This is a genomic window from Nitrosomonas sp. Nm51 (genome assembly GCF_900111165.1).
Lineage (GTDB): Bacteria > Pseudomonadota > Gammaproteobacteria > Burkholderiales > Nitrosomonadaceae > Nitrosomonas.
In genome coordinates this window covers 1-26,151 of record NZ_FOGH01000015.1, presented here as the reverse complement: position 1 = coordinate 26,151, position 26,151 = coordinate 1, and the positions used below count along the sequence as shown (strand labels likewise).

The window sequence follows — 26,151 nt, the reverse complement described above, 5'->3', positions numbered from 1 at the left end:
TCTTAAATGCTGTCAGACATTCCCGTCTGCCCGCTGGGTATTTTTTTCCAGCAGTGAGGCAGCCTGAAATAACCCTGCAGACGGCCTTCCTGGTCAACCGGAAAGGTTGCGATGGCTTTTGCGGATTCGTAGATATGGATGCCGCGTTCGCATAACAAGTGTACGCTGATAAAGTATTTGCCTTTAAGCAGAGGCAACTGGTCAATTGTCAGGCAAATGCCGCCGGTACCGTCTGGCTGGCGGAACGGTGTGATATGGTCTTCCCAGGTTGCCGCGCTGGTAATGGTGCGTGCATCCATGCTGTGAATAGTGACGGCGACATTCGGGCATGGCAGGTTCGGATCCGATATAAATGTGATTGAAACGGACAGGGTGGAGCGGCCGCTGATTATTGACGCGCCCTTGTAATCTTTGCCGTCGGCCAGTATTTTGACTGTATCCAGACGGGCGCGTCCGGAAGAAAACTGAGTGGATTCTGCCGTTGGCTGCGCTTGTCCGGCATGCGGCGGTATCGTGACAGTTCCGCCGTTTTGTATCGCCGCGCTTTTGTCCAGAAACGCCTGATAGTCGGCAACAACCCTGGCTGCTTCGTCATCCGCCATCATCGTTCCCCGGTCAATCCAGATGGCGCGGGAGCATAGCGACTCGACCTGAAACATGGAATGCGAACAGAACAAAATGGTTTTGCCGGCGTCCCGCAGTTGCATGATGCGATTAAAGGATTTGCGTGAAAACGCACCGTCTCCGACCGACAGGGCTTCATCGATAACCAGAATTTCGGGGTCGACATTAATCGCAACCGAAAAGGCCAGGCGTACAAACATGCCGCTGGAATAGGTTTTGACGGGTTGATCGATGAAATCGTGAATCCCGGAAAATTCAATAATACTGTCAATACGGGTCTCTATTTCGGACCGGTTGAGGCCTAAAATGGCGGCATTCATATAGATGTTTTCGCGCCCGGTGAATTCCGGATTAAATCCGGCGCCCAGTTCCAGCAATGCCGCGATGCGGCCGTTAACGCTGATTTCGCCGCTGGTTGGCGTCAGTGTGCCGCAAATCAGTTGCAGCAATGTGGATTTGCCGGAGCCGTTTTGACCGACAATGCCGACAACCTCGCCGTGCGATACAGTCAAACTGATATTTTGCAGGGCCCATAATTCACGATAGAACTGCCGTTTGCCACGCCACAAAAACTGTTTGAGCCGGTCGCGTGGATGGCTATACAGTTGGTAGCATTTCGACAGGCCGGTTGCCCGTATCGCGGTGGCAGTGTTTTCAAATGCCGCCAGGTCAGATACAGGCGCTGATCCGGATTTATAAGACATCGCCAAACCCTTTACGGGTTTTTTGAAACCACGCCAGCCCGGCCCAGGCGGTCAGAACCCCGATTGTATAGTAAAGACCCATACCGGCCCAGTCCGGTAACCGCCCGAATATGATAATTGCGCGCGTCTGTTCAATAATAAACGTCAGTGGATTTAAAAACAGATAGGCGCGAACTGATTCTGGTAGCGCGGAAGCAGGGTAAAATATGGGGCTCATGAATAACAGCATGGTCAGCACAAGACCGATGAATTGGCCGATATCGCGGACAAAAACGCCGATTGACGCAAGAAACCAGGAAATTCCCAACGTCAACAGAACAAATGGCAGTAATACAACCGGCAGCAGTAAAGCCGTCCAGAAAACGGGTTGTCCGATGATGAGTAAAAAAACGAACAGGATTAGATAGCTTATGCAGGTATGAAAAAATGCGGCTCCGAGTGTGATCCAGGGCAGGATTTCCAGCGGGAAAATGATCCGTTTGACATAATTGGTGTTATTCAGGATCAGCGCTGGCGCGCGCGTCAGGCATTCGGAGAACAGATTAAACACAATCAGGCCCGCAAACAGAAGCACTGCAAATTCGAAACGGTTGTCTGTGTCACTGGTTAGCGCCAGTCGTACTTTGAATACCACGCTGAAGACAAATGTATAAATTGACAGCATTAATAATGGCGTTACGAAAGACCACAGCATGCCAAGTATGGAACCGCGGTAACGGCTGATGATCTCGCGCCTGGTCATTTGCAGCGCAAGTTGATAATGCTGTGCCAGACATAAAAAAATATCAAGAATTGTGATTTTTCTGAAATACAAGGGAAGTTCGGTAATTGATCTGAAAAAACAATTATCGCAGATTTTAATAGGCGTCTTTGCGGGTTGTTTCCGGATTCTGTCTGTGATTGCAAAAAAAGAGGAAAAACTGCAAGCGCATGTTTGCAATGGTTTTTTATACGCGTCCTTTTTATGAAATGATTATATATCAGTAGCTTGTATTAAGTGTGTGGAAATTTTCGGGTGTGGCAAAGAAAGACTGAATATCGGCAAAATTTCTATTATTCCCTGCGCCATGGAGTCAATGGTAGGATGGCTGGTACCGCAACTTGTTGTGTTTTATCTAGTAATCAGTGTATTAGTATTGATATGTAAATCACTTTCTAATTTAATATAATTGCTGGAATATTATCTGCCGGGAATTGATAGATTGTTGTAATATTGCAACAACCAAAAACAATCAGTAGGGTATTTTACTTGCAAACTAAGCCGGTTTTGTGCAGAATTCAGCTTGACTCGGCTTTTGGGTTAATATTGGCTGTATAGTATTCAAATTTTAAACGCGTACTCCAGCATACTTTCAACGGGCATGTTAAAAATTGAAACAGTTGGGTAATATAGTTGATAAAAATCCGAAGCCTGTAGATGGATTAAAAAGATAAGTGAAAAGCTTGCAAGTGATTTACTATCGAAAGTAAGTAATGTTTTTTTAATTTTTTATCAAGGGAGCTCCCATGGCTATATCTAGTGAAGACCAAACTAAACTTCTGAAAGGTGTTATAGGGCTTTTTGACGCTGCTGCAGGAACGGAGATTAATGCGCAGCTTGAAAATGCCGTCGATAATGGCTTGTCAATTCCTGAAGTGTTAAATATCCTGACCACTAAAACGGAATTTACGGAAGGTGTAATGGGTTCTGCAACCACTTCAGCAGAACAGGCTGCCGTATTGGCCGGTAATTTCGGCCTGACGGCGGATGACGTTGAGGGAAGCCCCGCAACGCAGGCAATTGATTTCTTTGATGCCGGTATTGATGCCGGTACGCCAATCGGTACGCTCGTCTATCAGGCAGTTGTATTTCTGATGCGTGAAGATCTGCCGGCGGAATTTGCCGAAACGGCGCAACTGCTGGAAAACAAAGCGGCAATAGCGCAGGCATACAATGCTGAAGAATCCAGTCCGAGCCTGGGTAGTGCGCTATTGGATGATCCGCTGATTACGGGTTCAGGCCCCATATCACAGGACGATGTTGATCAGGTTCTGGCAAATGCCGGTGTCGGCATTCCTGACAGCTTTACCTTGACGAATCAGACCGATATTGCAACCGCGAATCATTTCGAATCCGGTCTGGTCTTTACACCGGGTGGCAATGACCGTATCAATGCGCTGCAGGACGAAGACGTGCTGACCGGCGCGGGCCCGAATCCTACCTTGACCGCAACGTTGGGTAATGCCAACGATAACGGCGCGACAATTATTACACCAACGCTCAACGGTATCGAGACACTGAATGCTTCATTTACAGGTTCAGGCGGTGGCGCGGTAACGGCGCTGGATATGCAGGATTCCAGTGGTCTGATGTCGGTGAATATTGACCGGGTATCGCAAGCTGTAAACACTGCGGAGATTGGAAATATCAAAGATTCGACAGTGAATGAGCTGTCGGTTAGGGATACCAATGCGGACGATGCCGGCGTGGTTGAATTTTCGTACAGTGCAAATACGCTGAATGGAGAAAATACCGCATCTCTGGAAGTGGAAAATGTTCAGGTCGGCGCGCTGAATATCGGCCAGAATACTTCAGGTATTGCAGCGAGAGGCGTGGGTACGCAAGGCTACGAAAACATCGCATTGAACAGCGCGGGTGCGCCTAACGCAATCGGCACCTTTAATATTCCAATGGATACCGGTACCGCGGGCGCGCTGACCATCACGGGTGATGCCGACCTAACATTAGGTGCGGCTGCCAATGCAGTCAACCACGCTAACAACGCATTGGTCGAAGTTGAAAATCTGTATGTGGCTGGAACGGGTATTGCGCTGGCAGGCAGCCGGATTGCGACAATCGACGCCTCTGCACTGGAAGGCAACTTTACCGTCGTGCTCGATAACATCCTGGATGTCGGCAAGGCAGGCACATCCGGTGTCGATCAGGATGTTACAGTTACCGGCGGTAACGGAGACGATACGTTTGTTCTGTATGATATCGTGCAAACAGGTGATACCATTGACGGCGGTGCCGGTGGAACAGATACCCTGCTGTTCTACACAGGTTCGGCATTAAACAGCATGGCTGCCAATATCGATAATGCAAGCATGTTTGCTGACGGTTCGATTGCTGATCCGAACGGTGTTCTGGGTACGGTTTCGGCTGACTTCGATAATCTGCCGGATGTAACTTCAGTTACATTGCGCAATATCAGCTCCGACGTGGATCAGGTTAACTTTAACGGCTTTTCTGATCCTGTCGGCGGTGACGGTATTCTGGAAAACGATACTGATGGACCGACCAACTTTAATCTAACAAATCTGACTGAAGATCAGGCGGTTGGTATTACCATTCTGCATTCAACAACCGGTAATAATCAGATTCAAAATTCAACTATTAATGCAACGGTTGCGAGTGATACAGCTGACGATACCTTGGGTATCACGCTGAATGACGGTACAAATACAGATCCACGCTTCAACTTCTCTGTCGTTACCACCATTCCGAGTATCACCTCGACCATTGAGAATGTGACGCTGACAGACAGCGATACCGAGTCCAATTCAGTTGAATTGACCAACTTTGTAACCCATACCGGCACAATCACCATATCCGGCGGCGAAGCGGGTGACTTCTTTAATCTCGACGTGGATACGGCGGGTGCTGATGTGACAGGGATTCTGGATGGCGGTACCGGCTTCGGCGGTCCGTTGCCAGGTGCTTTGACGGCAAATCCTGATGCTGGTGAGGTTCAGCAAGGGTTGCTTGGTAAAGACACGGATGGCACCGCAATCGATGTATCCGCGGGTCAGCATTTCGATGTCAGTGGTGTGGCGACGCAAGTGCGCTTGGCGGCAGCTACGATTGATGCCAGCGGCGAAGCAGCCAATGTAATTCTGCGTGTCAGCACCAATGCCGCGTCCGCAGTTGGCGAGCAGAATATAACTACGGGTACCGGTGACGATTACGTTATTTTTGATAATCTCAACGATACACGTGCGGGCCTGACCATTTCGGACACGGTTAACGCAGGTGATGGTAATGATACTTTGGTTATCGACGGAACTGGTGTGCGTATTTCACTGGGTGCGTCGGAATGGACCAACGTCAGCAACTTTGAAAACCTGAAGATCGTTGGTACGAGCGCGGCACCAGTAACAACACTGCTGGGTCAGAACGCTTACAACCTGACCTTGACGAATGACCTGATTCAGGCGAACGGCGCCGGTATGCTCAATATCACTAACGATAATGATGCCAACAATGACAATACAGGTACAACGGCCGGTACCCACTTTATCAGTGATCCGAATACCGGTGCTGAGTCCGGTGTGACCATCGATGCACGTTCGCTGAATGCACAAAACCACTTTACCTACAACGGTGAAGAAGGTGATGCAAGCGCGGTGCCGACAGCGGTGACAGCCGACCGCTTCATGTTTACCGATGCCAATATCAATGGCGGCAATACCATTGATGGCGGCGCATTGGATAATCTGTCCGATACCAACAGTGCCGCGAACGGCGATATCATGGAAGTGCGCAATACGGCTACGGTAACGGCGGGTGATATGCAGGGACTGTCAAACATCGGTACCATTGCCGGTGTGAACGATCAGGCGGTCGCGCAGACACTTGATCTTGAACTCACAGATTCTGTTGTTGATGCGTTGGTAGACAGCTATCATACGGCGACGACATTGGAAAGAGAAACGGTCAATGTTCGTATGAACGCAGGTGCTGATATTGCAGCGCCAGTCGCAGGTATGGGATTAACTTTGGATGCAACGGGTATGTCCAGCATCACCGCTGCAAATGTAACATTGGATGGTTTTGGTGGTGGTGTTACAGATGCAATCAAGATCGGTCAGGGTTTATTGACAGTCAATGGCTTTGTGATTGGTGGCCAAGATAGAGTTCAACTCTCTGTCAGTGAATTTGGCTTGACGCTGGATGCCGACGATGTTGGATTCATCGCAGGAACCGATAATAACGTTGATGGTACAAACATTCTGTTCGGCGGTGCCGGTGCAGTTGCGCTTGCGGCAACAGATCGTATCATTTTTGAAGATGATACTGCTGATACCAATATCTACTTCGATTCTGATGGTAGCGGTGCGGGCGCACAAGTCCTGATCGCAACGATCGTAGGTGGTACAGGTCTGGTAGCAGCCGATGTAGACATCGTTGCTTAAGTAAATCGGTAAAATGGGTGCGTGAGCACCTGAATTGACCGCTAATTAAAACCGCCCTCGGGAAACCTGGGGCGGTTTTTTTTATCTAAAATTTACCCAAGGTAGCCAGTGTTCGCATAAGCGCAACCTGCGCCTGTTTTATGGTCTTTAGGTCCGATTGACCAGAATAATCAAAGGGTGTAGCCTTTGGACATGAGCAAGCTGGATAGAATAAAGGCGGAAATTTCTTTCCATGAAAAGATGTTTTTTACAGCTATAGCAATTATGCTGGGTTTGTTGGGATGGGCTGCTAATAATTATCGCGTAACAGATGCCGCAGTACTTTTTCTGGCGATGACCGGACTGATTGGTGCGGCCGGTTTTGGCGTCTGGAATTATAAAAAGATTAAACAATTACTGGAGAAACTCGAAAATGTTGAATAGTATCCTGATGACAATAATGGCCGGCATTTTTATCGTTTTTATCTATTACCTTGCTTACGATGCTTGGAAAGATTTCTCAAAAAAAGATAAATAATCTGCATAGATCGATTAGCCGTGTAGGTTGGGTTACGATTTGCAGTAACCCAACGCAACAGAACTGCATCCGAGGAACCGTGTGCGCTTTTTTATGGCCTGATATGTTATGCTTATCTGGAAATTTTAACCGTAAATAGCAAAATGGCGCTGGCAAAAGGAGATATCCAGGAGATCAGGGAACTGTTTGCAGCCGTTCTGGCTGAAAAGAGCAACCCGCTATTGCGGTCAATATTGTGCGCGATGAACCGGAAATCCGCGAGAAAATCGTTCGTGTAGAGGAAGAATTAAAACATCAGCGAGAACTGATGATTGATGGATTCAATCGTGTAGATAAACGCTTTGAAGTTATGACGACCCGGATAGACCGTTTCATGATCTGGTCTTTTGCGGGAATGCTGACAGTTGGCGGGATTGTGATAGCCGTGATCAAATATTTACCCTGAAATCCGGTTTCCGATGAACAATCAAGCAGCGTGGTAGTGCGAGTGCCGCTTGGGGTGCGTGCAAAGTCTGGTGCCGGATACCAAGAACTGCTTCTACATAACGCCGTATCGCTGCCGGTATTGCGCTACGGCTTCAAAGTCGTGTGTATATTCATTGTTTGACTGAAGATAATCGGTCAGATCGTCTAGATTGATAATACTGATGACGGGTATGTTATATGTCCGACTGACTTCCTGGACTGCTGAAAGCGCGCCGGTACCGCGCTCCATACGATCAAGCGCGATAGCAACTCCACAAGGTGTTGCATGCGCATTTGAAATCAAATTGACAGATTCGCGCACCGATGTACCGGCTGAAATGACGTCGTCGACAATCAGGACTTTGCCTTTGAGCGGCGCGCCGACCTGCACGCCGCCTTCGCCATGATCTTTGATTTCCTTGCGGTTGAAACAAAATGGACGATTATGACCCGTTTCGGCCAGCGCTATGGCAATTGTGCTGACCAGTGGAATACCTTTATAGGCCGGACCAAACAGCATATCGAAAGGAACTTCGGCAGCTAGTATCGCTTTCGCGTAAAATTGTCCCAGCCGCCGTAAGGCGTCACCGTCATTAAACAGGCCCGCATTAAAGAAGTAGGGCGACAGACGCCCGGCCTTGGTTTTATATTCGCCAAAACATAGTACCTTGCGCGCAATTGCAAATTCGATAAATGCTTGCCTGAAGTCGGACATGATTCGATACAATAAATAAATGCAGATTATAACGCTGAATGTTAACGGTGTGCGCGCTGCCGCCAGAAAGGGTTTTTACCGGTGGCTGGCGCAACAGGCGGCTGATATCGTATGCTTGCAGGAGCTTAAGGCGCAGGTCTCCGATTTAAGTGATGAAATAATCGCACCCGGCGGCTATCATGGCTATTTTCATTGCGCGCAGAGAAAAGGCTATAGCGGTGTGGGCATCTATAGCCGTGTCAAGCCGGACAATATTGTCGAAGGTATCGGCATCGATGAAATTGACCGGGAAGGCCGCTTCCTGCAGGCCGATTTCGGTAATTTGAGCGTCATCTCGCTGTATCTGCCGTCCGGCTCGAGTGGCGATCACCGGCAGGCTTCCAAGTTTTTCTTTCTGGACAGGTTTTACCCGTTTCTGCAGGATATGATCAATAGCGGGCGCGATATTATTTTATGCGGCGACTGGAATATTGCGCACAAAGAAATCGATTTGAAAAACTGGCGCGCTAATCGGAAAAATTCCGGGTTTCTGCCCGAAGAGCGCGAGTGGCTAACGCGTGTTTTCGACGAGATCGGTTACGTAGATGTATTTCGCAGACTGAATCCGGCGCCGGACCAGTATACCTGGTGGTCGAACCGAGGTCAGGCATGGGCCAACAATGTCGGCTGGCGCATCGATTATCAGATTGCCACGCCTAATGTTGCCGAAAAGGCGATTGGAGCCGGAATTTATAAGGAATCGCGATTCTCGGACCATGCACCTTTGATTATCCATTACGACGCACTTTGATGAAACCCGCCGGAAAAGCCAGCTGGATTGATACACTCAGCATTTATGCCCATCCACGGGTACTGGGAATGCTGTCGCTGGGTTTCTCGGCCGGGCTGCCGTTGCTGCTGATTCTCGGCACCTTGTCGTTCTGGCTGCGCGAGGCAGGTATTGACCGCACGACAATCGGTCATTTGAGCTGGATTGGACTGGCATACAGTTTCAAATGGCTGTGGTCGCCTCTGGTTGACCGTATGCCGCTGCCGGTGCTGACCCGTCTACTGGGCCGGCGGCGCGCCTGGCTGTTGCTGTCGCAGTGCATTATTTTGCTGGCGCTGGTCGGAATGGCGTTGACCGATCCTGCCGTCGACCTGTCACACATGGTTTTCTTTGCGCTGGCGGTTGCATTTGCGTCCGCGACACAGGATATTGCGCTCGATGCCTATCGCATCGAAGCGGTTGCACTGGAACTGCAGGGAGCCATGGCCGCAACTTATCAGGCCGGGTATCGGGTGGCGATGATTCTGGCATCCGCCGGTGTTTTGTGGATAGCCGCAGCCGTGGATTCTTCTGCCGCCAGTTATGATTATATGCCCTGGCGTTTTGCTTATCTGGTCATGGCGTGCTGTATGAGCGTCGGTATCGTAACGACATTGATTATCCGCGAACCGAGTGTGCCGGTAAACACGCTGCTGTCTGAAAACGAGCAATACGCTCAGCGAGTGATTATCAATTGGCATCTGGATGCCCGAATGACCCGCATACTGGTGTGGCTGTATGGTGCCCTGATCGCACCGTTCAGGGACTTCATTGTACGTCACGGCGGACAGGCACTGCTGATTCTCGCGCTGATCGCGCTGTACCGTATATCCGATGTCGTAATGGGTGTGATGAGTAATCCGTTCTATGTCGACATGGGGTATACCAAAGATGAAGTGGCTGCTGTCTCTAAGGTGTACGGCGTGTTGATGACTGTTCTGGGTGCGGCTGTGGGTGGATTGCTGATTGCACAGATCGGGATCATGCGCACGCTGTTTATCGGTGCAGTGTTGTCGGCGGCGACCAATCTGCTGTTTGTCTGGCTTGCGGGACGCGGTCATGATGTCAGTGGCCTGGTTTTTACCATATCGGCGGATAACCTGTCTGCCGGCATTGCCTCCAGTGCATTCATCGCTTATTTGTCGGGTTTGACCAATTCCGCATACTCGGCTACGCAATATGCATTGTTCAGCTCGGTGATGCTGTTGTTACCGAAGTTTGTCGCGGGGTTCAGCGGTCAGTTTGTCGATGCGTATGGTTACGAGAGCTTTTTTATCGCCACGGCATTGCTGGGTGTGCCTGTACTCCTGCTGGTCAGACTGGCCGGAAAGGCGAAATTTGAAGCGTCTGAAAAAAAAACATCAGTATCGCCAAATGAGTCCGGCACCAAATCACATACTTAGCGCTCTATTTCTATATGATATTGCCTGAGACAGCGACCGGGATATTATGCAGCAATGTGCTGTAATTAGTTTTAATATCTATTTCCGCTCAAACCGGTAGAATGCCAGTTTTCCCATTAAATTTGGCAGCAATTCGATTTGGCGGTCTTTGTTCATCACGCGGCGTTCGAGAATTTTCGCATCGCATTCGCGGCAAAGCTCTTCAAAATCGCCAAGTGTGCACAGGTGAATGTTGGGCGTGTCATACCAGTGGTATGGCAACGATTCCGAAACGGGCATATGCCCGCGGATAACCTGCATGCGGTTTCTCCAGTAGCCGAAATTGGGAAAAGATACAATGCCTTCCCTGCCAACGCGCAGCATTTCCTGGATAATTTCGGCGGTATGTTTCATGGCCTGCAGGGTCTGCGACAGAATGACATAATCGAATGAACCAGTGGCAAAGCTCGATAAACCGGATTCCAGGTCATTCTGAATCACATTGATACCGTTTTTCAGGCAACCCAGAACATTCTGGTCGTCAATTTCGACGCCATAGCCGAAAATATTGCGTTCCTGATACAAATACTTGAGCAGCGAACCGTCGCCGCAGCCAAGGTCGAGAATTTTAGAACCCGGCTGAATCCAGTTAGCGATTGCGGCAAAATCGGGCCGCCATGCGACAGTTGCAGAGTGTGTTGTTGCGCTTGTAGCCATGATGTCGATTCGTTATTAAACCTCGATATTTTTCATATACGCCCGCACCAGTTGATGATAATAGGCGTCGTTCATTAAAAAAGAGTCATGTCCGTGCGTTGATGTGATTTCGCCGTAACTGACGTTAATGTTGTTATCGAGCAGTGCTTTGACAATATCGCGCGAACGTTCCGGAGAAAAACGCCAGTCTGTGGTAAAGGACAATACCAGAAAATCGGCTTCTGCTGCTTTGAGTGCGGCGCTCAGATCGCCGTTATAAGCGTTGGCCGGATCAAAGTAATCAAGTGCCTTGGTCATCAGCAGGTAGCTGTTGGCATCGAACAGATCGGTAAACTTGTCTCCCTGGTAACGCAGGTACGATTCGATCTCGAATTCAACATCATAACCGAACGAAAACTTGCCGTCTCTGAGTTCGCGCCCGAATTTGGATGCCATTGAATGATCCGAAAGATAAGTAATATGTCCCAGCATGCGTGCCAGACGCAGTCCGCGCCGAGGCAGGGTATTGTACGAATAATAATCGCCGCCGTAAAAATCCTGGTCCGTAAGTATCGCCTGACGGGCGACATCGTTAAACGCAATATTCTGGGCAGTGAGTTTTGCTGCAGCAGCAATAACCAGCGCATGGCGTATTTTATCGGGATAATCGAGCGTCCATTGCAGCGCCTGCATGCCGCCCAGGCTGCCGCCAACAACAGCGGCAAATTGATGAATGCCAAGATGTTCCGCGAGCTGCGCCTGGGTTTCGACCCAATCTTCAACGGTGACAAATGGAAAATTTGCGCCGTAATGCCTGCCCGTTCTGGCGTCAATACTGGCTGGTCCGGTAGAGCCGTGACAGCCGCCCAGATTGTTCATGCCGATGACGAAGAATTTATCTGTATCGATGGGCTTGCCCGGTCCGACCATATTGTCCCACCATCCGGTGCTTTTTGGCTTGTCCTCATAAATGCCGGCTACATGATGGTTGCCCGAGAGTGCATGGCACACGAGAACGGCGTTTGAATGATCTGTGTTGAGTGTGCCATAGGTTTCATATACCAGGTTATAACTGCTGATGACCGCACCGCTTTTCAATTTGAGCGGTTTGTCGATATGTACATATTGCGGTGTAACGATACCTGTTGCGTTTGAATCGGGCATTTAAAAATTAAAAAAATCCAAAAAAGGACGATCAGATGAAAATTGATCATTATATCGTCAAAAAATGGAACTAGACAGTATTCCAGTGTTCATCGATGGAGTGGCGCCAGATTCCATGCGTGCGCGGTTTGCGTAAATAATAATGCTGTGCTTAGGAGTCGTTCATAAGTAACTGTAACACCCGGATCGCATCTGGCGGGCGCACTGCGGCGTTGTTCGCCGCCGCCATAGCTTGAGCTATGACTCATTCTCCCGCCTTGCATTGCATCCCGCCAGACGCGCCCGATTGTCACACTTATTTATTCGCAGCTCCTTAGCTGAAATGAGTCCGCCTAGCTATTAAGTTTGGCTAAAAGGTCGTGCATTTTCTCAGGATGTATGGTGCGGATAATTTTGTGTGCGAGCGGCGTAATGTCGGGTAGATTGCTTTTGAGAATTTCATTCTTAACCACCAATATTTGTGCCGGATACATGGAAAACTGCGTCAGTCCAATGCCCAGTAACAGGCGCGTAAACTGAATGTCGCCTGCCATCTCGCCACAGATCGACACGGGTTTTTTCAAGCGGTTGGCCATTTGAATGACGCGCGATATCAGCCATAGTACCGCTGGATGAAACGGGTCGTACAAATACGCCACAGTGTCGTCGACCCGGTCTACTGCCAGCGTATACTGGATCAGATCGTTGGTGCCTATTGATAAGAAATCCAGTTTTTGCAGAAAAGCCTCCAGGCTGAGAGCAGCTGCTGGAACTTCAATCATGCCGCCGATTTGAATATGTTCGTCAAAATCGATGCCATCGTTGTGCAGGGCTTGCTTGGCGCGATCGATCAAGAGCAATGTCTGAAAAACTTCTGTGACATTCGACAGCATTGGGATCAGAATCTTGATCTGTCCGTATAAGGAAGCGCGTAGAATTGCCCGCAGCTGCGTATGAAACATTTGCGGCTCGGAGAGGCTCAGGCGAATAGCGCGCAGCCCCAGTGCAGGATTTGCTGTGATCTGAGTGGTATGTTTCAGATTTTTATCTGCGCCGAGATCAAATGTGCGGATTGTCACGGGTTTTCCATTCATTTCTGTGGCTACAGCACGGTAGGCTTCGAACTGTTCTTCCTCGCCGGGAAGATCGTCACGGTTCAGAAACAGGAATTCGCTGCGGAAAAGACCGATCCCGGTCGCACCATTTTCCTTAACCTGCTCCAGGTCGCCGGGCAGTTCAATATTGGCGAGCAAATCGATTCCGGTGCCGTCCAGCGTAACTGCCTTAACGTTTTTTAGTCGTTTGAGCTTTTGTTTTTCCAGTTCCAGCTGGCTCTGCCGCAAACGGTATTCGTCCAGGACATATTTGTCCGGGTTGACAATGATGACGCCTAAATTGCCGTCGACAATCAGACTGTCGCCTTCCAGAATCAGCTGATGCGCATGGTGCAGGGCGACGACCGAGGGTATATTTAGACTGCGTGCAACAATGGCGGTGTGCGATGTCAGGCTGCCCATATCCGTTAAAAAAGCGATAAACTGATGTGGCTTGTACTGCATGATATCCGCTGGGCTCAAATCATGCGCCACCAGGATATGGTCGCCCAGATGCTTGGACGGAGGCGGATGATAACCGGGATATCCGAGCAGTGCTTTGAGTATCCGTTTGACGACTTGCTCGACGTCGGTTTTGCGTTCTCGTAAATACGCATCGTCAATCGCTTCAAACTGCGCCAGTAATGCATCTTTTTGCTGGGTCAGCGCCCATTCCGCATTACATTGCGTTTGTGCAATAATGCCGCGTGCCGCCTCAGCGAGTGTCGGGTCGTCCAGAATCATGTGGTGTAGTTCCAGAAATGCGCTGAATTCTGCTAGAGCCGGTCCGTTAGTCACGGATGATTGTAACGCTTCGAACTCCGCCCGCACGGTTGCAAAAGCCTGATCAAGCCGTTTGATTTCTTTGTTGATCTGATTTTTTGGAATCAGGTAATGCATCACTTCAAGCGTAGCGGCGGCCGTTAGATGCGCATGCCCGATTGCAATGCCGCCGGACACACCGATACCGTGCAGGATAAAGCTCATTCCCCTTCTCCAAAATAATTTTCGATTAATGCGACGAGCGCGTCTAGAGCTTCGATTTCTTTCTCGCCCGCAGTTTCAATCTGTATGCTTGTACCTTTACTGGCGGCCAGTGTCATTACGCCCATGATACTTTTTGCATTGACGCGGCGGTTGTTGCCCGTTATCCAGACTTCGCATGGATACTGGCTGGCCAGTTTTGTCAGTTTTGCGGATGCGCGGGCATGCAGTCCCAGTTTGTTCGCAATTTCAACTTCTTTAAGCCGCATACCGGTTTCCTGGAGAAATTTCAACGACGCCATCCTTACCGCCACTTAGTGTCTTGCTAACTGCAGTGGCCAGCGTTTCATTACGGTAAGTCAGCGCCCTTATCAACATCGGCAGGTTAATGCCTGTGATGCAGGCAATTTGATCACGCTGAACCAGCCGGCTAGCGATATTACACGGCGTCGCCCCCAGAATATCGCAGAGAATCAGCACGCCATCACCCGCATCAAGTTGTTGTGCCAGTGTGCGCATGTTGATCAATACGTTATCAGGATCGTTCTCGACAAAAACACCCAGAGATTGTAATTGTTCCGGCTTTTCTCCGAGAACATGGCGGGCACAGCGAACCATGTGCTCGCCCAGGTGCTCATGCGTTACCACAAGTATTCCAATCATCCTAGAATCCTTAGTTGGATGATGTTTAGAGTGCACTGTTCTTTCTTTTTGGCAAGGCGCAATGAGGCGTAATAGCGCGTTATTGCAACGAATTGCAACGCAGCAAAAAAGAAAGAACAGTGTGCTATAAGCATCATAGCGTGGCCCACCCTTTTGGTGAGTAGCGTATAGAGAAATATTAGTTTTATTTTATAAGATTGGCCATAGTTGTAGCGGTCAACTGAGGATTTTGGGATCATTGTTTGATTTATTCCTGTTTTGGAAAATGAAAAAATGTTTGGATTTTATCATTGCTTGTGTCAAGCACTCTATTCGCTTCAATTTTTTACCCATGTCTCTTGCGCTGGCGGCTTCTGGATTTCCGCCTGCCAAGAAAAACCGGTCCAATCTTGTGGACAGATGGTTACACAAACATCTGGAAGTGTCGATACCAATGAAAATATTTTTGTGTTTTGTGATTATTTGTGTGGATCAGTACAATTAACAGGCCGTATTCGTTGTTTTTGCGCCTTGAATATGCTCAGGCATGTCCTGCGGTACAAAAACTTGACCCCTTTGTCCGAAAAATAAACAGAATTATTGCACATAGCACGTGACGACACCCCCTAATAATAAGTCTGAACGAAAGCAGACCGGTAGTCTGATTGATATAGCTTGATCGCCTCCTTTGGCTGCATACCGATGAGACAGGTCTTGCCGGCGACCTGCTGGCGGGTGGTTTACTGAGCCATCTTGCAGATGCGTAGGCGGTTTGTTCGGTATAGGCAGTATACCGCCCAACAATATCCGGAATATACGCGGTTCAGAAGGTTTTTCCATCATTGCCGGATTGGGTTGCCAGCTTGGAGTGCAGGTCGTGATTCAAACTGAGGCGGCGCTGAATCCCTTTGTACTGGAAGGCGCGGACTACAGTGTATTTAATGTTGACGGCGCGCTGGATCGTTTTAACCCGGCAAGCGGTGCCAGCGCGATCACGGACTAATACCCGATCAACCGTGCCACCATGCTGACGTGCAAGCTGTGGTTCAATACCAATGATCAGAGTCCCTGCAATCCGTTTGCCCGGATAGACAGCCACGATTTTGGCGTTCATCCGTATCTGAAATCGGATATTTACTTCGAAGACGCCGCCACGGGCTACAAAATTCAACAAGGCTGATTGCTCGGCAGCACGCCGCGTTATTTTTTGGTTTTATGCTCAAGTTATTGCCGAGCGGGCCGTATGCTCGGGATATGGATTCAAATCAGAGAAATAACGCCTTTTTTGCCTTTAGTTTCAGCAATAGATTTCAATAGAGGTTCCCTGCATGAAAACTTCCCGCATGTTTTTACTTACAACAATCGTTCTGCCGTTGCTCAGCGCCTGCGCAACGCCATCGCAAATTATGGCGGATGCTGAAGTCAGGCGGCTGTGTGAAAAAGATGGCGGCATCAGGGTGTATGAGACGGTGACATTGCCGGTTGAAAGATTTAATAAATATGGGCAGATACTTGTTCCGGCCAAGCGGTTGGCTAAACCAGAGGACAAATTTTATTACGAATCGTTCCAGAATTATTTTAGAAAAGGAAATCCTGACATTTACCAGCTTCATACCAAAGTTTATCGGAAAACCGATAGTAAGTTACTTGGTGAATCGATCAGTTATGTAAGGCGCGGAGGGGATATGCCGGGGCCCTGGCATCCTTCCTCATTTAGCTGCCCAGAAGAAGCAGGGCTTAATAATTTGAATAAACAAATTTTTATCAAAGAGTAGGGAAAAATAATGAGTCAACATGTTGAATACTTCAAACAAGCCGAATTGGCATTAGCTTCTTATGCAAAAAATTTAACTGCAGGTATTCCAGATCGAGACAAATTAATAAATGATGCAGCATTTCCCGCAACTCAAGCCGATGCCTTCACACTCAGATATGAAGTGGTAGACCAACACATCGATGCAACCGGTCTTTCAGCGACAGTTTTCAGAGACAACAATACGGGCGAAACTTATCTGGCAATTCGCGGAACGGAAGCCACTGATCCGGCGGATTTGCTGACTGATCTGGTTAATATCGCGTTGTTTGGCAGCACGACACTGCAGCCGCAATACCTGAGTCTCAAAAGCCAGGTTCAGGCGTGGATTGATGCTGAGATACTACCGCAGAATTTTACCGTCACCGGCCACAGCCTGGGCGGGTTTCTGGCGACCGATCTGGCGGTTGATGCACAATTTGCCGACAACATTACCCATGCGTATCTGTACAACACTCCGGGACAGGGTGGCATCTTTGGCGACCTGCTCAATATGATGCAAAATGCGTGGGGTATTCCAACCCGGTACGATCCGGCCAAATTCAGCAATATCGAAGCGGTTGTCGGCGACGGATTCAATATAAGTCCTGTTGCCGGTCTGGGCTACGATGTTTCTCCACCGATCAACGTAATTGTAGAAGATCAGCTTGGCGGTGTTGCCAGTCCTGAGGTTTCGCTCAATCACAGCATCAAAATACTGACTGATGCACTGGCTGTTCAGTCAATTTATTTCCAGCTTGCACCTAATGTAAGCCAGGGTGAGCTAAATTCATTAATCAATGCCTCTGGTGAAAATAACAATACAACACTTGAGTCCGCGCTTGACGCGATACGTGTAATTATTCAGAACCCGGCAAATGGCCAGTTTTTTTTGGATGAAGGTCTTAAGACTGCAGGAGGCGACCGCGAAGCCTTTTACACCAATCTGAATGATCCGGATTTCAGGACAAAGCTGGATAATTTCACTGGTTCCAGCGCAGCGCAATTGACTGCTTTGCCGGGTCTGTCTGTGAACGAGATTATTAACCTCGCCACAGACAATAATACGCTAGGACTAGCCGCCCGTTATGCGTTGACGGCGCTGAACCCCTTTGTACTGGAAGGCGCGGACTACAGTGTATTTAATGTTGACGGCGCGCTGGATCGTTTTAACCCGGCAAGCGGTGCCGGCGCGATCTCGGATCAATATCTGATCGACCGCGCCACTATGCTGGCGCGCAAGCTGTGGTTCAATACCAATGATCAGAATCCCTACAACCCGTTTGCCCGGATAGACAGCCACGATTTTGGCGTCCATCCGTATCTGAGATCGGATATTTATTTTGAAGACGCTGCCACGGGTTACAAAATTCAACAGGGTGGATTGTTTGACAACACGCCGCGTTATTTCTTTGGTAGTGATGCAACAGAAACACCGGCTGGCTCGGCGTCAAAAGACCGTCTTTATGGCGGCGGCGGAAACGACACGCTGCAGGGACTGGAAAGCAACGATTATCTTGAAGGCGGCAAGGGGACGGACACGTATATCGTCAGCGCCGGCGACGGCGTAGACACGGTACTGGATGTTGACGGCCTGGGATTGATCCGGTTTGGTGCGTTAACCGTTCAGGGTAAAGACGGTGTTAACGATGACCAGGATTGGATAAAGATCGGCGATAACTGGATCGACCAGCACAATGGCCTGGAGTATTTGCTGTTATCTCAAGATAACGGTTCGAACGATCTGCTGGTCAAAGCGGCCGATGGCAGCGGCGTATTGATCAAAGCCTGGCAGGACGGCCGGCTCGGCATTACGTTGGGAGAAAGCGCGCCGCCCGACACACCGGCTTACGAGCGTACCATTTTGGGCGATCTGCAGCCGGAAGATCTGGACACGGATACTGACGGCGTTCAGACCGGTTATGACGAACTGGGCAATGTGATTGTCGGCGCCGAAGAAGAACCCGGCCGTGTGGACATACTGTTTGGCAGCGACGGCAACGATCTGATCCAGGGTTTTGGCGGTAATGATGATGTTTCAGCGAAGGGTGGTGACGACCGTATCGAGGGTGGCGCCGGGCAGGATGATCTGGCGGGCGGAGCGGATAACGATATTATATTGGGCGGAGCAGGCAGCGACATCGTTGTGGGCGATGAAGATGGCGATCGGCTTTATGCCGAGACCGAATACACGTTCGATGAAGCATACGCGCTGGGTGAAACGCAGGCGTCCGGCGGGCAGCGCGGCGATCTGCTCGACGGCGGTGCGGGCGCCGATGTGCTGATCGGCGAGACGGAGAAGGATATTCTGCTGGGCGGCCTGGGCAAAGACATTCTGATGAGCATGGGCGGTGACGACACTATCGAAGGCGATGTCAGCATTAATGCGGTTAACCGCGACTGGACTGTTGCCCGAACGGAAGCGACCGAAAACAACACAGATCTATACATTCGGTCCTACAGTTTTTCAACAACGCTGGATACGATTGCGCTCGAAACGGGCGATGACGATGTGATCTACGGCGGCGCCGGAAATGACTGGATATTTGCGCAGGGCGGCAACGATTTTATCGATGCGGGCAAGGATAATGACGTGGTGTTCGGTGACGGTGGTAATGACGTCATTCTGGGTCAGGCGGGTGACGACATGATAACCGGCGATAACCGTCCGTCGTCGCTGGCCGCATCGCTGCATGGCGACGATTATCTGAGCGGCGGAGACGGAAACGACCGTTTGTCTGGCGAAGGTGGGTCGGACTATCTTGAAGGCGGCGCGGGTAACGATAGTCTCTTTGGAGACGCCAGCGATATTGCACTGCAGTATCATGGCGACGATACGCTTGACGGTGGAAGCGGAGACGACCGGTTGATCGGTCATGGCGGCAACGACACGCTGATCGGCGGCAGCGGCAGGGATACTATGCTGGGCGGACAGGGAGACGACACCTATATCGGCGTGGAGCAAGGCGACATCATAGAAGATGTTCTGGGGAAGAACACGATTATTTTTGCCGATGTTGCCGGTGTGGCTTCAAATTCGGCTAACGAACCACTTGGACTCGGACTCAGTCTGTCCGCCACGTCGCTGACCGAGCCTGCTGCAATACCGGCCAACGCGCCCGTCGGCGCGGCATGGCGCGATGGCATCAGCGCCCTGCAAATGGTGCTGGAGAACGGCGAGATAATAGACCTGGGGCCTGCGCTCTACGGCATGGATGCCCAGATATACTATGACCACGGCACGCAGAGTATCGATCTCGAATCATGGGTGAGCAGGAATTTGACCGAAGACGTGGTTTTGAATCTGAATGCGGCGTCGTATTTTGGGCAGCCGGTTACGCATGCATATACGGGCGCGGGGGACGATCTGATTCAGGGCGGCGCCCATGACGACACGCTTAAAAGCTACGACGGCAGTGATTATATTCTGGGCGGCGGCGGCGACGACCGGCTTGAAGGCGGCCTCGGCGCAGACTGGCTGGCGGGTGGCACCGGCGCCGATGTCTATCTATTCTCGCGTGGCGATGGAACCGACACCATCGCCCAAACCAGCGCCGATGATGCTACCGGTGATGAAGTGCAGCTGGGCGCCGGAATTGCCGCGAGCGATCTGCAGTTTTTCCGGTTGGCCGACGGCGCTTTGCTGATGCGCATTACAGACACGCAGGACAGCATTCTGTTTACAGGCTGGTTTGGCGAAGGGCCGAACGTCTCCGCGCTGCGTTTCGGCGACGGCTCGACACTGGATGCCGACCAGATGAACGCTCTCGCTGTCGAGGCTTATGGCGGTACGCCGGGCGACGATGTTCTGACCGGAACGGGCGAGAACGACCGCATAGAAGGCTATGCAGGCAACGACAGCCTGGATGGGGCCGGTGGCGACGATATCCTGATCGGCGGTGACGGCGTCGACACCTATCTTTTCGGCTGGGGCTCGCTGGGTAACGATGTGGCGGTGGAATCCGGCACAGGATCGGGTTTTGTCAAACTGACGGATGGTACGGTACTGGCCGATCTGCGCCATCAGCAGACAGGAGACGATCTGATTCTGGCGCTGCGCGGCGGCAGCGCGACGTTGACGCTGAAAGACTATTTCATGACTTCCCATCTCTGGGTGGTTCTGGACGAAAACAATGCTGCGGTGAGCGTTGCAGACTGGCTGGCCTCACCGGAGCCTGTGGTTGATATCGACCAGTTGCAGGCGGATTTTCTCGATGCGGCGCGCGCGCAATGGGCCAATGATGTACTGAACAACACCGATGATTCATACTACGGGCTGTACAGGCAAGTCGATGCAGCCACTTACAGCGCCGAATCGGTCTCCGAATTTGAAACGCACACCAAGACGCAGCGTTTTACAGTCCTGGATACAACAGATGACAGCGCAGTCATACAACGCCAGAACAGCAGCCTTGTTTATACCAATACCCGGGTGGAAGTATTAAACACGTCATCTTCTGTAAACACGCCGGTACAAAACACTGTGTTCACAGCGCCCGCGCTTGAGACGAAATTTTATCCAATCGGCAGTTTTGCCCGTATTGCATTTGATTACTGGCAGGGTGGTTACACTTACGTTTACGATCACGGCGAAATCATCGGTGTCGTCGTATACAGCACTGATCCAGCGCAACCCGATCCGGACACCACCGTTGTTCAGCAGCGCTGGCAAAGCACGACCACCCTGGATACGCAGATAGAACGCATTCAGGGCGGCGACAGTGATAATGTTATTGAAGGTTTCAAGAATGGCAACTGGTATCAATACAATGATGGAACCGGCCAGAGCGACGTGAGTTTCCACAGCGAAATATCGATCATCGATGGCGGTGGTGGAGACGATACGCTCTATGCATCCGGCAAAGTCTGGCTTGGTAACGAGGTGTATTATTTCGCGGATAGCTCACCTTATATCGGCGGCTTTGTGTACGGTAATACCGGTGGTGACATCCTCTATGGCAATTATGCCCGAGATACCCTGATAGGTGGAGATGGAAATGATGTTTTGGATGGCTGGTTCAGCGAAGACAGATACATCATGTTTGCCGATGAATCCGGGTTCGACACAATCTGGGATACGGGGACGCAACTGTGGATGATAGATGACTTTGACTATTTCGGTACTAGCCTTGATAAATCTCAGAGTTCTAATTTAGATTACAGGTTCCCGCCTGGGCCCATAGCACAAGATACTCTCAGGCTGATAGGTATAAGCCAAGAGGATATCTCGTTTACATGGGGAGAAAAAGTCGCTGAAGGGATACGGGAAGTGAGATATGAATTTGAAGATCTCGAATCTATAGAAGATTTATATTCTCAAACCACGCACGCAACGCTCACCATGGCCTGGACCGGCGGCGGTGTTGAAATTGTCCTGCCGAACTCGACCGATTTGCCGGGTTTGGGACTGGAACGTATCCAATTTGACGATGGCTCCGTATTGACGATGGCCGAGCTTATCGCGCTGGCCAACCCAGTATCAACACTTGACCCACAGGAATTCGACAATGTTATTACAGGTCAGGGTACGGATGACATCATTTACGGCGAAGGCGGCAATGATACACTGGATGGCGGCAGTGGTGACGATTTTCTAAATGGCGGCACCGGAAACGATACTTTGACCGGCGGGGCAGGTGATGATACCTATTTGTTTGACAGGGACTTGGGGAATGACACGGTTAACAGCTACGACACAGCTTCCGGGAAGACTGACACCATACGGTTTGGTTTTGGCGTAATGCCCGATCAAATCCATGTCGGGCGCTTTGGTCAGGACCTGGTGCTTTCTATTATAGATACGGATGACACCCTGACTATTCGGGGTTATCTGGAAAACAATGGCATTACGCCCTATTCTGTGGAACTAATCGAATTCAGCGAAAGTGGCACCGTCTGGGATCTGACAGCAATCCTGACGATACTGGATAGCAACCGGGTACCGGAGCTTTCAGTCGTGCTGCCGGACCGGGAAGCCACCGCAGGCGCTGCGTTCAGTTATACCGTAGACGCGAATGCATTTACTGACCCGGATGCCGGGGACATGCTGACGTACAGTGCGACACTTTCTGATGGAAATCCATTGCCCGCATGGCTCAGTTTTGATGCGCAGTCGCTGACATTCAACGGCACACCGGATGTATCAGGCGTGTATAGCGTTACGGTTGCTGCGACGGATACCGGCAATCTGACGGTATCGGACACCTTCGACATCAATGTCAACGGCCTGGGAATGAAGCTTAGCGGCACATCCGGTGTCGATACGCTGGATGGCGGAACAGGCGATGATATCCTCAACGGGCGCGCGGGTGACGATATATTGCGCGGATATGCCGGTAACGACCGGCTCAATGGCGGCGCAGGCAACGATACGATGATCGGTGGTGTGGGTGATGATATTTACGTTGTCAATAGTGCACTGGATAGTGTGTTAGAAAATACGGATGAAGGTACAGATACCGTACGGTCATCCATTTCCTATGGCCTTGTCGGTAATATCGAAAATCTGAACCTTATTGGAGCGAATACTATCGACGGCACCGGCAATGCACTGGATAATCGTTTGATCGGCAACAGCGCAAACAACGTGCTGACGGGTAACGCAGGCAACGACCGGCTCAACGGCAATGAAGGCTTAGATACCCTGATTGGCGGCATTGGAGATGATATTTATATTATTGGCGATAATAATGACGCCATTATCGAGTTTGCCGATGAAGGCATCGACATGGTGCGGTCGAGTGTAAGCTACACACTTAGTGCTAACGTCGAGAATTTGGTGCTAATTGAAGAATCAGTGATTGATGGAACGGGTAATGATCTTGACAACAATCTGATTGGCAACAATAGCGACAACATCCTCGCTGGTAACGCAGGTAACGACCGGCTCAATGGACGGGAAGGTGCGGACACGCTGATCGGCGGTTCTGGCGATGATATTTATATAGTGGACAATGCAGGGGATGTTGTCATTGAATTCGGCGATCAGGGAACCGATAGAGTTCGGTCGAGCATCAGTTATACGTTAGGCGCAAATGTCGAAGACCTGGTTTTGATAGACGGTGCAGCGATTAACGGGAATGGCAATGAACACGGTAACAATCTGGTTGGCAACGATGCCGGCAATATACTCACGGGCGAAGCTGGTAATGACCGGCTCAACGGGCGGGAAGGTGTGGATACATTGCTGGGCGGACCCGGTAATGACGTATACGTCTTTGGGCGCGGTTATGGTACAGATACAGTAATCGAAAACGACTCCGCTGCAGGCAATAATGATGTTGTTCGATTCCTGCCTGACGTCAGCACCAGCCAGGTATGGTTCCAGCAGGCCGGCAATAATCTTGAAGTCAGCATCATCGGCACCGGTGACAAGCTGGTGATCAATAACTGGTACCTTGGACCGGCCTATCAGATCGAACGGTTCAGAACTTCCGATGGATTGAAACTGCAAAACGACCGGGTTGAGGATCTGGTGGATGCCATGTCAGGTTTCGCCATACCCGATATCGGGCAAACTGAATTATCTAGCGACTATGCGGTAATACTTGATCCGGTCATTACGTCTCTTTGGGTATGAAATCGTCTAAGGAGCCGCGAATAAATAAGTGTAACAATCGGGCGTGTCTGGCGGGGATGCAATGCAAGGCGGGAGGATGAGCCATAGCACAAGCTATGAAGACGACGAATAACGCCGCAGTGTGCCCGCCTCGACTGATTGAGTATGTTTAACCCAGGCAGTTACACAGTTTAATTTACAGTCCTCAAATTTCTGCTTTACTCGCCTTTATTGTCGAAGTTTCTGGTGTTACCGGCTGTTGCCGGATTGAATAAACCTGACAAATCCGGCAACAAACGCTTCAAGTCGCTTGCGCACCGCTTCGTCTGTTAATTTGCCAGTCTCATCGAAAACCTGCTGCGCTCTTGAAATCATCAACTGACTGCCAAACCAGGGGCATGTGCCTAACCTTTTGAGCACAGGCAACCAGGCGTTCTGGGACATGGCCGTGCCAAATCCACCTGGTGTTGCGCCCATGACGGTTACCGGACGTCCGCCGAAAACACGTGGAATGGCTTCCGGCGGTCGTGACAGCCAGTCTATTGTATTTTTTAATACACCCGGTATTGAATAATTGTACTCAGGCGTGGCGAGCAATATACCGTCGGCCGCCGCAATTTTATTCTGCAGCATAACGACAGCATGCGGTATTCCTTCTTCAGTCTCGACGTCACCGTTATAGAGTGGAATACCCTCAGGCGTAGTCACTTCAAGTGCGGCTTTCGCTGAAATCAACTGCTTTGCTGCCCGAAGCAAAGCAGTATTAAATGAATCTTTGCGCAGACTGCCCGAAATGCCGATGATTTTAGTCACGATTGCACACTGTCCGTTTAACCTAGAATCCTTAGTTGGATGATGTTTAGAGTGCCACCGTTCTTCCTTTTTGGCAAGGCGCAATGAGGCGTAATAGCGCGTTATTGCAACGAATTGCAACGCAGTAAAAAAGGAAGAACAGTGTGCTATAGCATCATAGCGTGGCCCACCTTTTTGGTGGGCGGCATATGATGAAATATTAGTTTTATTTCATAAGATTGGCCATAGTTGTAGCGGTCAACTGAATAGAAAGGACTTCCCCTACTCGAAGCGGTAGCCCCGCACGGCATCGGTGTGCCAGGATTGAAGTATTAATCAATCAAAATAAGAGGAGAAGTCAAATGAGAGTTTCAACGAAAACAGAGCGGATTGCAATATTCAAGCGTTTAGGTGTGGACAGTTCGAAGCATTATCTGCATGTGCATGGTGTTGATGTCTATGACCGCGTAGTGCTGGTAAAGACATTGCGGCGAGAAGATTTTCTTGCCTGGGCAGCAAACATTTCCAGTTGTTTGATAGGTTTTGAAGCCTGTTCGGGCAGTCATTATTGGGCGCGGGAATTAGGCAAGCTGGGGCATGAGGTGAGAATAATGGCGGCTGAATACGTATCGCCATACCGTAAAAGCCGCAAAAGCAAGAACGATATCAATGATGCCGAAGCGATTTGTGAAGCGGCAGGCAGGCCCAACATGCGTTTTGTGACAATCAAATGCGAGGAGCAACAATCCTTGCTGATGCTGCACCGCTTGCGCTCCGGGCTGGTTAATGATCGCACGGCGCAGATGAACCGAATCAGGGGGTTGCTGGCAGAGTTTGGAATTTGGATTGGTCAGACGCCGGATAAATTGGAGAGCTGGTTTAGCAGGCAGGCAGAAGAGTTGGCGCGGCTACCGCTACTGGCGAGAAGCGGGATTGAGTTGGCACGCGCACACTGGAAGGCGCTGGATCAGCGTATAGCAGAACTGGAGAAGCAAATTAAGCAGATTGCCCAAAAGAATGAAGCTACAGAGCGGTTACAAAAGATAGTGGGCGTAGGCAC

General features: G+C 50.2%; 20 protein-coding genes. 10 read left to right on the top strand and 10 right to left on the bottom strand.

The window, feature by feature from the left end; genetic code table 11:
- Positions 1-2: 2 nt before the first annotated feature.
- Both BMY60_RS07150 and BMY60_RS07145 read right to left on the bottom strand, forming a co-directional pair.
- Positions 3-1,328 carry an ABC transporter ATP-binding protein gene (locus tag BMY60_RS07150; protein ID WP_090332503.1) on the bottom strand — a complete coding sequence of 442 codons (1,326 nt, stop codon included), beginning with the start codon at positions 1,326-1,328 and terminating at the stop codon, positions 3-5.
- Positions 1,318-2,142 (bottom strand): ABC transporter permease, encoded by an 825-nt coding sequence (locus BMY60_RS07145; RefSeq protein WP_256250745.1) that lies wholly within the window; start codon positions 2,140-2,142, stop codon positions 1,318-1,320. Before BMY60_RS07145 ends, BMY60_RS07150 begins: the two co-directional genes overlap by 11 nt.
- 692 nt (positions 2,143-2,834) lie before the next feature.
- On the opposite strand from BMY60_RS07145, the gene BMY60_RS07140 reads away from it, so the two are divergent.
- The 3 genes from BMY60_RS07140 (at position 2,835) to BMY60_RS07130 (ending at position 7,465) form a co-directional block, all read left to right on the top strand.
- Positions 2,835-6,503, top strand: coding sequence for a beta strand repeat-containing protein (locus BMY60_RS07140; protein ID WP_090332502.1), 3,669 nt, complete (start codon positions 2,835-2,837; stop codon positions 6,501-6,503).
- Between the two features lie 192 nt (positions 6,504-6,695).
- A complete protein-coding gene (locus BMY60_RS07135; RefSeq protein ID WP_090332500.1) occupies positions 6,696-6,926 on the top strand; it encodes a hypothetical protein in 231 nt (76 codons plus the stop codon).
- 329 nt (positions 6,927-7,255) lie between these two features.
- Positions 7,256-7,465, top strand: a complete 210-nt coding sequence (locus tag BMY60_RS07130) for a hypothetical protein (RefSeq protein ID WP_218141652.1) — start codon at positions 7,256-7,258, stop codon at positions 7,463-7,465.
- A gap of 93 nt (positions 7,466-7,558) precedes the next feature.
- On the opposite strand, the gene pyrE is transcribed toward BMY60_RS07130, so the two are convergent.
- Positions 7,559-8,200 (bottom strand): orotate phosphoribosyltransferase, encoded by a 642-nt coding sequence (gene pyrE / locus BMY60_RS07125; protein ID WP_090332497.1) that lies wholly within the window; start codon positions 8,198-8,200, stop codon positions 7,559-7,561.
- A gap of 19 nt (positions 8,201-8,219) precedes the next feature.
- Here pyrE and BMY60_RS07120 point away from each other — a divergent pair, with 19 nt between their 5' ends.
- Positions 8,220-8,990 (top strand): exodeoxyribonuclease III, encoded by a 771-nt coding sequence (locus tag BMY60_RS07120; protein WP_090332496.1) that lies wholly within the window; start codon positions 8,220-8,222, stop codon positions 8,988-8,990.
- A complete protein-coding gene (locus BMY60_RS07115; RefSeq protein WP_090332495.1) occupies positions 8,990-10,411 on the top strand; it encodes an AmpG family muropeptide MFS transporter in 1,422 nt (473 codons plus the stop codon). Before BMY60_RS07120 ends, BMY60_RS07115 begins: the two co-directional genes overlap by 1 nt.
- A gap of 78 nt (positions 10,412-10,489) precedes the next feature.
- Here BMY60_RS07115 and metW read toward each other — a convergent pair whose 3' ends face one another.
- The 6 genes from metW to BMY60_RS07090 all read right to left on the bottom strand — a co-directional run bounded on the left by metW (position 10,490) and on the right by BMY60_RS07090 (position 14,970).
- Entirely contained in the window at positions 10,490-11,107 is a 618-nt protein-coding gene (gene metW, locus BMY60_RS07110) for a methionine biosynthesis protein MetW (RefSeq protein ID WP_090332493.1), read from the bottom strand.
- Between the two features lie 15 nt (positions 11,108-11,122).
- The gene (locus BMY60_RS07105) at positions 11,123-12,250 is read right to left on the bottom strand and encodes a homoserine O-succinyltransferase MetX (protein ID WP_090332491.1); all 1,128 of its coding nucleotides are present in this window, start codon (positions 12,248-12,250) and stop codon (positions 11,123-11,125) included.
- Between the two features lie 89 nt (positions 12,251-12,339).
- Positions 12,340-12,498 carry a hypothetical protein gene (locus tag BMY60_RS15715; protein ID WP_177166616.1) on the bottom strand — a complete coding sequence of 53 codons (159 nt, stop codon included), beginning with the start codon at positions 12,496-12,498 and terminating at the stop codon, positions 12,340-12,342.
- 84 nt (positions 12,499-12,582) lie between these two features.
- Positions 12,583-14,310 carry a phosphoenolpyruvate--protein phosphotransferase gene (gene ptsP / locus BMY60_RS07100; protein ID WP_090332490.1) on the bottom strand — a complete coding sequence of 576 codons (1,728 nt, stop codon included), beginning with the start codon at positions 14,308-14,310 and terminating at the stop codon, positions 12,583-12,585.
- Complete coding sequence (locus BMY60_RS07095; protein WP_090332488.1) at positions 14,307-14,576, bottom strand: HPr family phosphocarrier protein; 270 nt, start codon at positions 14,574-14,576, stop codon at positions 14,307-14,309. The genes ptsP and BMY60_RS07095 overlap by 4 nt, the downstream gene beginning before the upstream one ends.
- Positions 14,566-14,970 (bottom strand): PTS sugar transporter subunit IIA, encoded by a 405-nt coding sequence (locus BMY60_RS07090; RefSeq protein WP_090332487.1) that lies wholly within the window; start codon positions 14,968-14,970, stop codon positions 14,566-14,568. The genes BMY60_RS07095 and BMY60_RS07090 overlap by 11 nt, the downstream gene beginning before the upstream one ends.
- A gap of 751 nt (positions 14,971-15,721) precedes the next feature.
- On the opposite strand from BMY60_RS07090, the gene BMY60_RS07075 reads away from it, so the two are divergent.
- The 4 genes from BMY60_RS07075 (at position 15,722) to BMY60_RS16220 (ending at position 24,320) form a co-directional block, all read left to right on the top strand.
- Positions 15,722-15,952: a hypothetical protein gene (locus tag BMY60_RS07075; protein WP_090332482.1), complete on the top strand. Its 231-nt coding sequence runs from the start codon at positions 15,722-15,724 to the stop codon at positions 15,950-15,952.
- Positions 15,953-15,973: 21 nt separating this feature from the next.
- Positions 15,974-16,129 (top strand): hypothetical protein, encoded by a 156-nt coding sequence (locus BMY60_RS15710; RefSeq protein ID WP_177166615.1) that lies wholly within the window; start codon positions 15,974-15,976, stop codon positions 16,127-16,129.
- 148 nt (positions 16,130-16,277) lie between these two features.
- Positions 16,278-16,724: a hypothetical protein gene (locus tag BMY60_RS07070; protein ID WP_090332480.1), complete on the top strand. Its 447-nt coding sequence runs from the start codon at positions 16,278-16,280 to the stop codon at positions 16,722-16,724.
- 9 nt (positions 16,725-16,733) lie between these two features.
- The gene (locus BMY60_RS16220; protein ID WP_090332479.1) at positions 16,734-24,320 is read left to right on the top strand and encodes a calcium-binding protein; all 7,587 of its coding nucleotides are present in this window, start codon (positions 16,734-16,736) and stop codon (positions 24,318-24,320) included.
- A 228-nt stretch (positions 24,321-24,548) separates the two neighbouring features.
- Here BMY60_RS16220 and BMY60_RS07060 read toward each other — a convergent pair whose 3' ends face one another.
- Positions 24,549-25,112 (bottom strand): NADPH-dependent FMN reductase, encoded by a 564-nt coding sequence (locus BMY60_RS07060; RefSeq protein WP_090332477.1) that lies wholly within the window; start codon positions 25,110-25,112, stop codon positions 24,549-24,551.
- A 341-nt stretch (positions 25,113-25,453) separates the two neighbouring features.
- Here BMY60_RS07060 and BMY60_RS07055 point away from each other — a divergent pair.
- A partial coding sequence (locus BMY60_RS07055) for an IS110 family RNA-guided transposase (protein WP_143057382.1) occupies positions 25,454-26,151 on the top strand: 698 nt, incomplete at its 3' end.

Excerpts from the sequence above, each read along its gene's own strand:
- pyrE (WP_090332497.1), bottom strand. The coding sequence starts at position 8,200 with ATGTCCGACTTCAGGCAAGCATTTATCGAATTTGCAATTGCGCGCAAG.
- BMY60_RS07120 (WP_090332496.1), top strand. The coding sequence starts at position 8,220 with ATGCAGATTATAACGCTGAATGTTAACGGTGTGCGCGCTGCCGCCAGA.
- metW (WP_090332493.1), bottom strand. The coding sequence starts at position 11,107 with ATGGCTACAAGCGCAACAACACACTCTGCAACTGTCGCATGGCGGCCC.
- BMY60_RS07115 (WP_090332495.1), top strand. The coding sequence starts at position 8,990 with ATGAAACCCGCCGGAAAAGCCAGCTGGATTGATACACTCAGCATTTAT.
- BMY60_RS07135 (WP_090332500.1), top strand. The coding sequence starts at position 6,696 with ATGAGCAAGCTGGATAGAATAAAGGCGGAAATTTCTTTCCATGAAAAG.
- BMY60_RS15710 (WP_177166615.1), top strand. The coding sequence starts at position 15,974 with ATGCTGACGTGCAAGCTGTGGTTCAATACCAATGATCAGAGTCCCTGC.
- BMY60_RS16220 (WP_090332479.1), top strand. The coding sequence starts at position 16,734 with ATGAGTCAACATGTTGAATACTTCAAACAAGCCGAATTGGCATTAGCT.
- BMY60_RS07070 (WP_090332480.1), top strand. The coding sequence starts at position 16,278 with ATGAAAACTTCCCGCATGTTTTTACTTACAACAATCGTTCTGCCGTTG.
- BMY60_RS07105 (WP_090332491.1), bottom strand. The coding sequence starts at position 12,250 with ATGCCCGATTCAAACGCAACAGGTATCGTTACACCGCAATATGTACAT.
- ptsP (WP_090332490.1), bottom strand. The coding sequence starts at position 14,310 with ATGAGCTTTATCCTGCACGGTATCGGTGTGTCCGGCGGCATTGCAATC.
- BMY60_RS07095 (WP_090332488.1), bottom strand. The coding sequence starts at position 14,576 with ATGCGGCTTAAAGAAGTTGAAATTGCGAACAAACTGGGACTGCATGCC.
- BMY60_RS15715 (WP_177166616.1), bottom strand. The coding sequence starts at position 12,498 with ATGAGTCATAGCTCAAGCTATGGCGGCGGCGAACAACGCCGCAGTGCG.
- BMY60_RS07090 (WP_090332487.1), bottom strand. The coding sequence starts at position 14,970 with ATGATTGGAATACTTGTGGTAACGCATGAGCACCTGGGCGAGCACATG.
- BMY60_RS07150 (WP_090332503.1), bottom strand. The coding sequence starts at position 1,328 with ATGTCTTATAAATCCGGATCAGCGCCTGTATCTGACCTGGCGGCATTT.
- BMY60_RS07140 (WP_090332502.1), top strand. The coding sequence starts at position 2,835 with ATGGCTATATCTAGTGAAGACCAAACTAAACTTCTGAAAGGTGTTATA.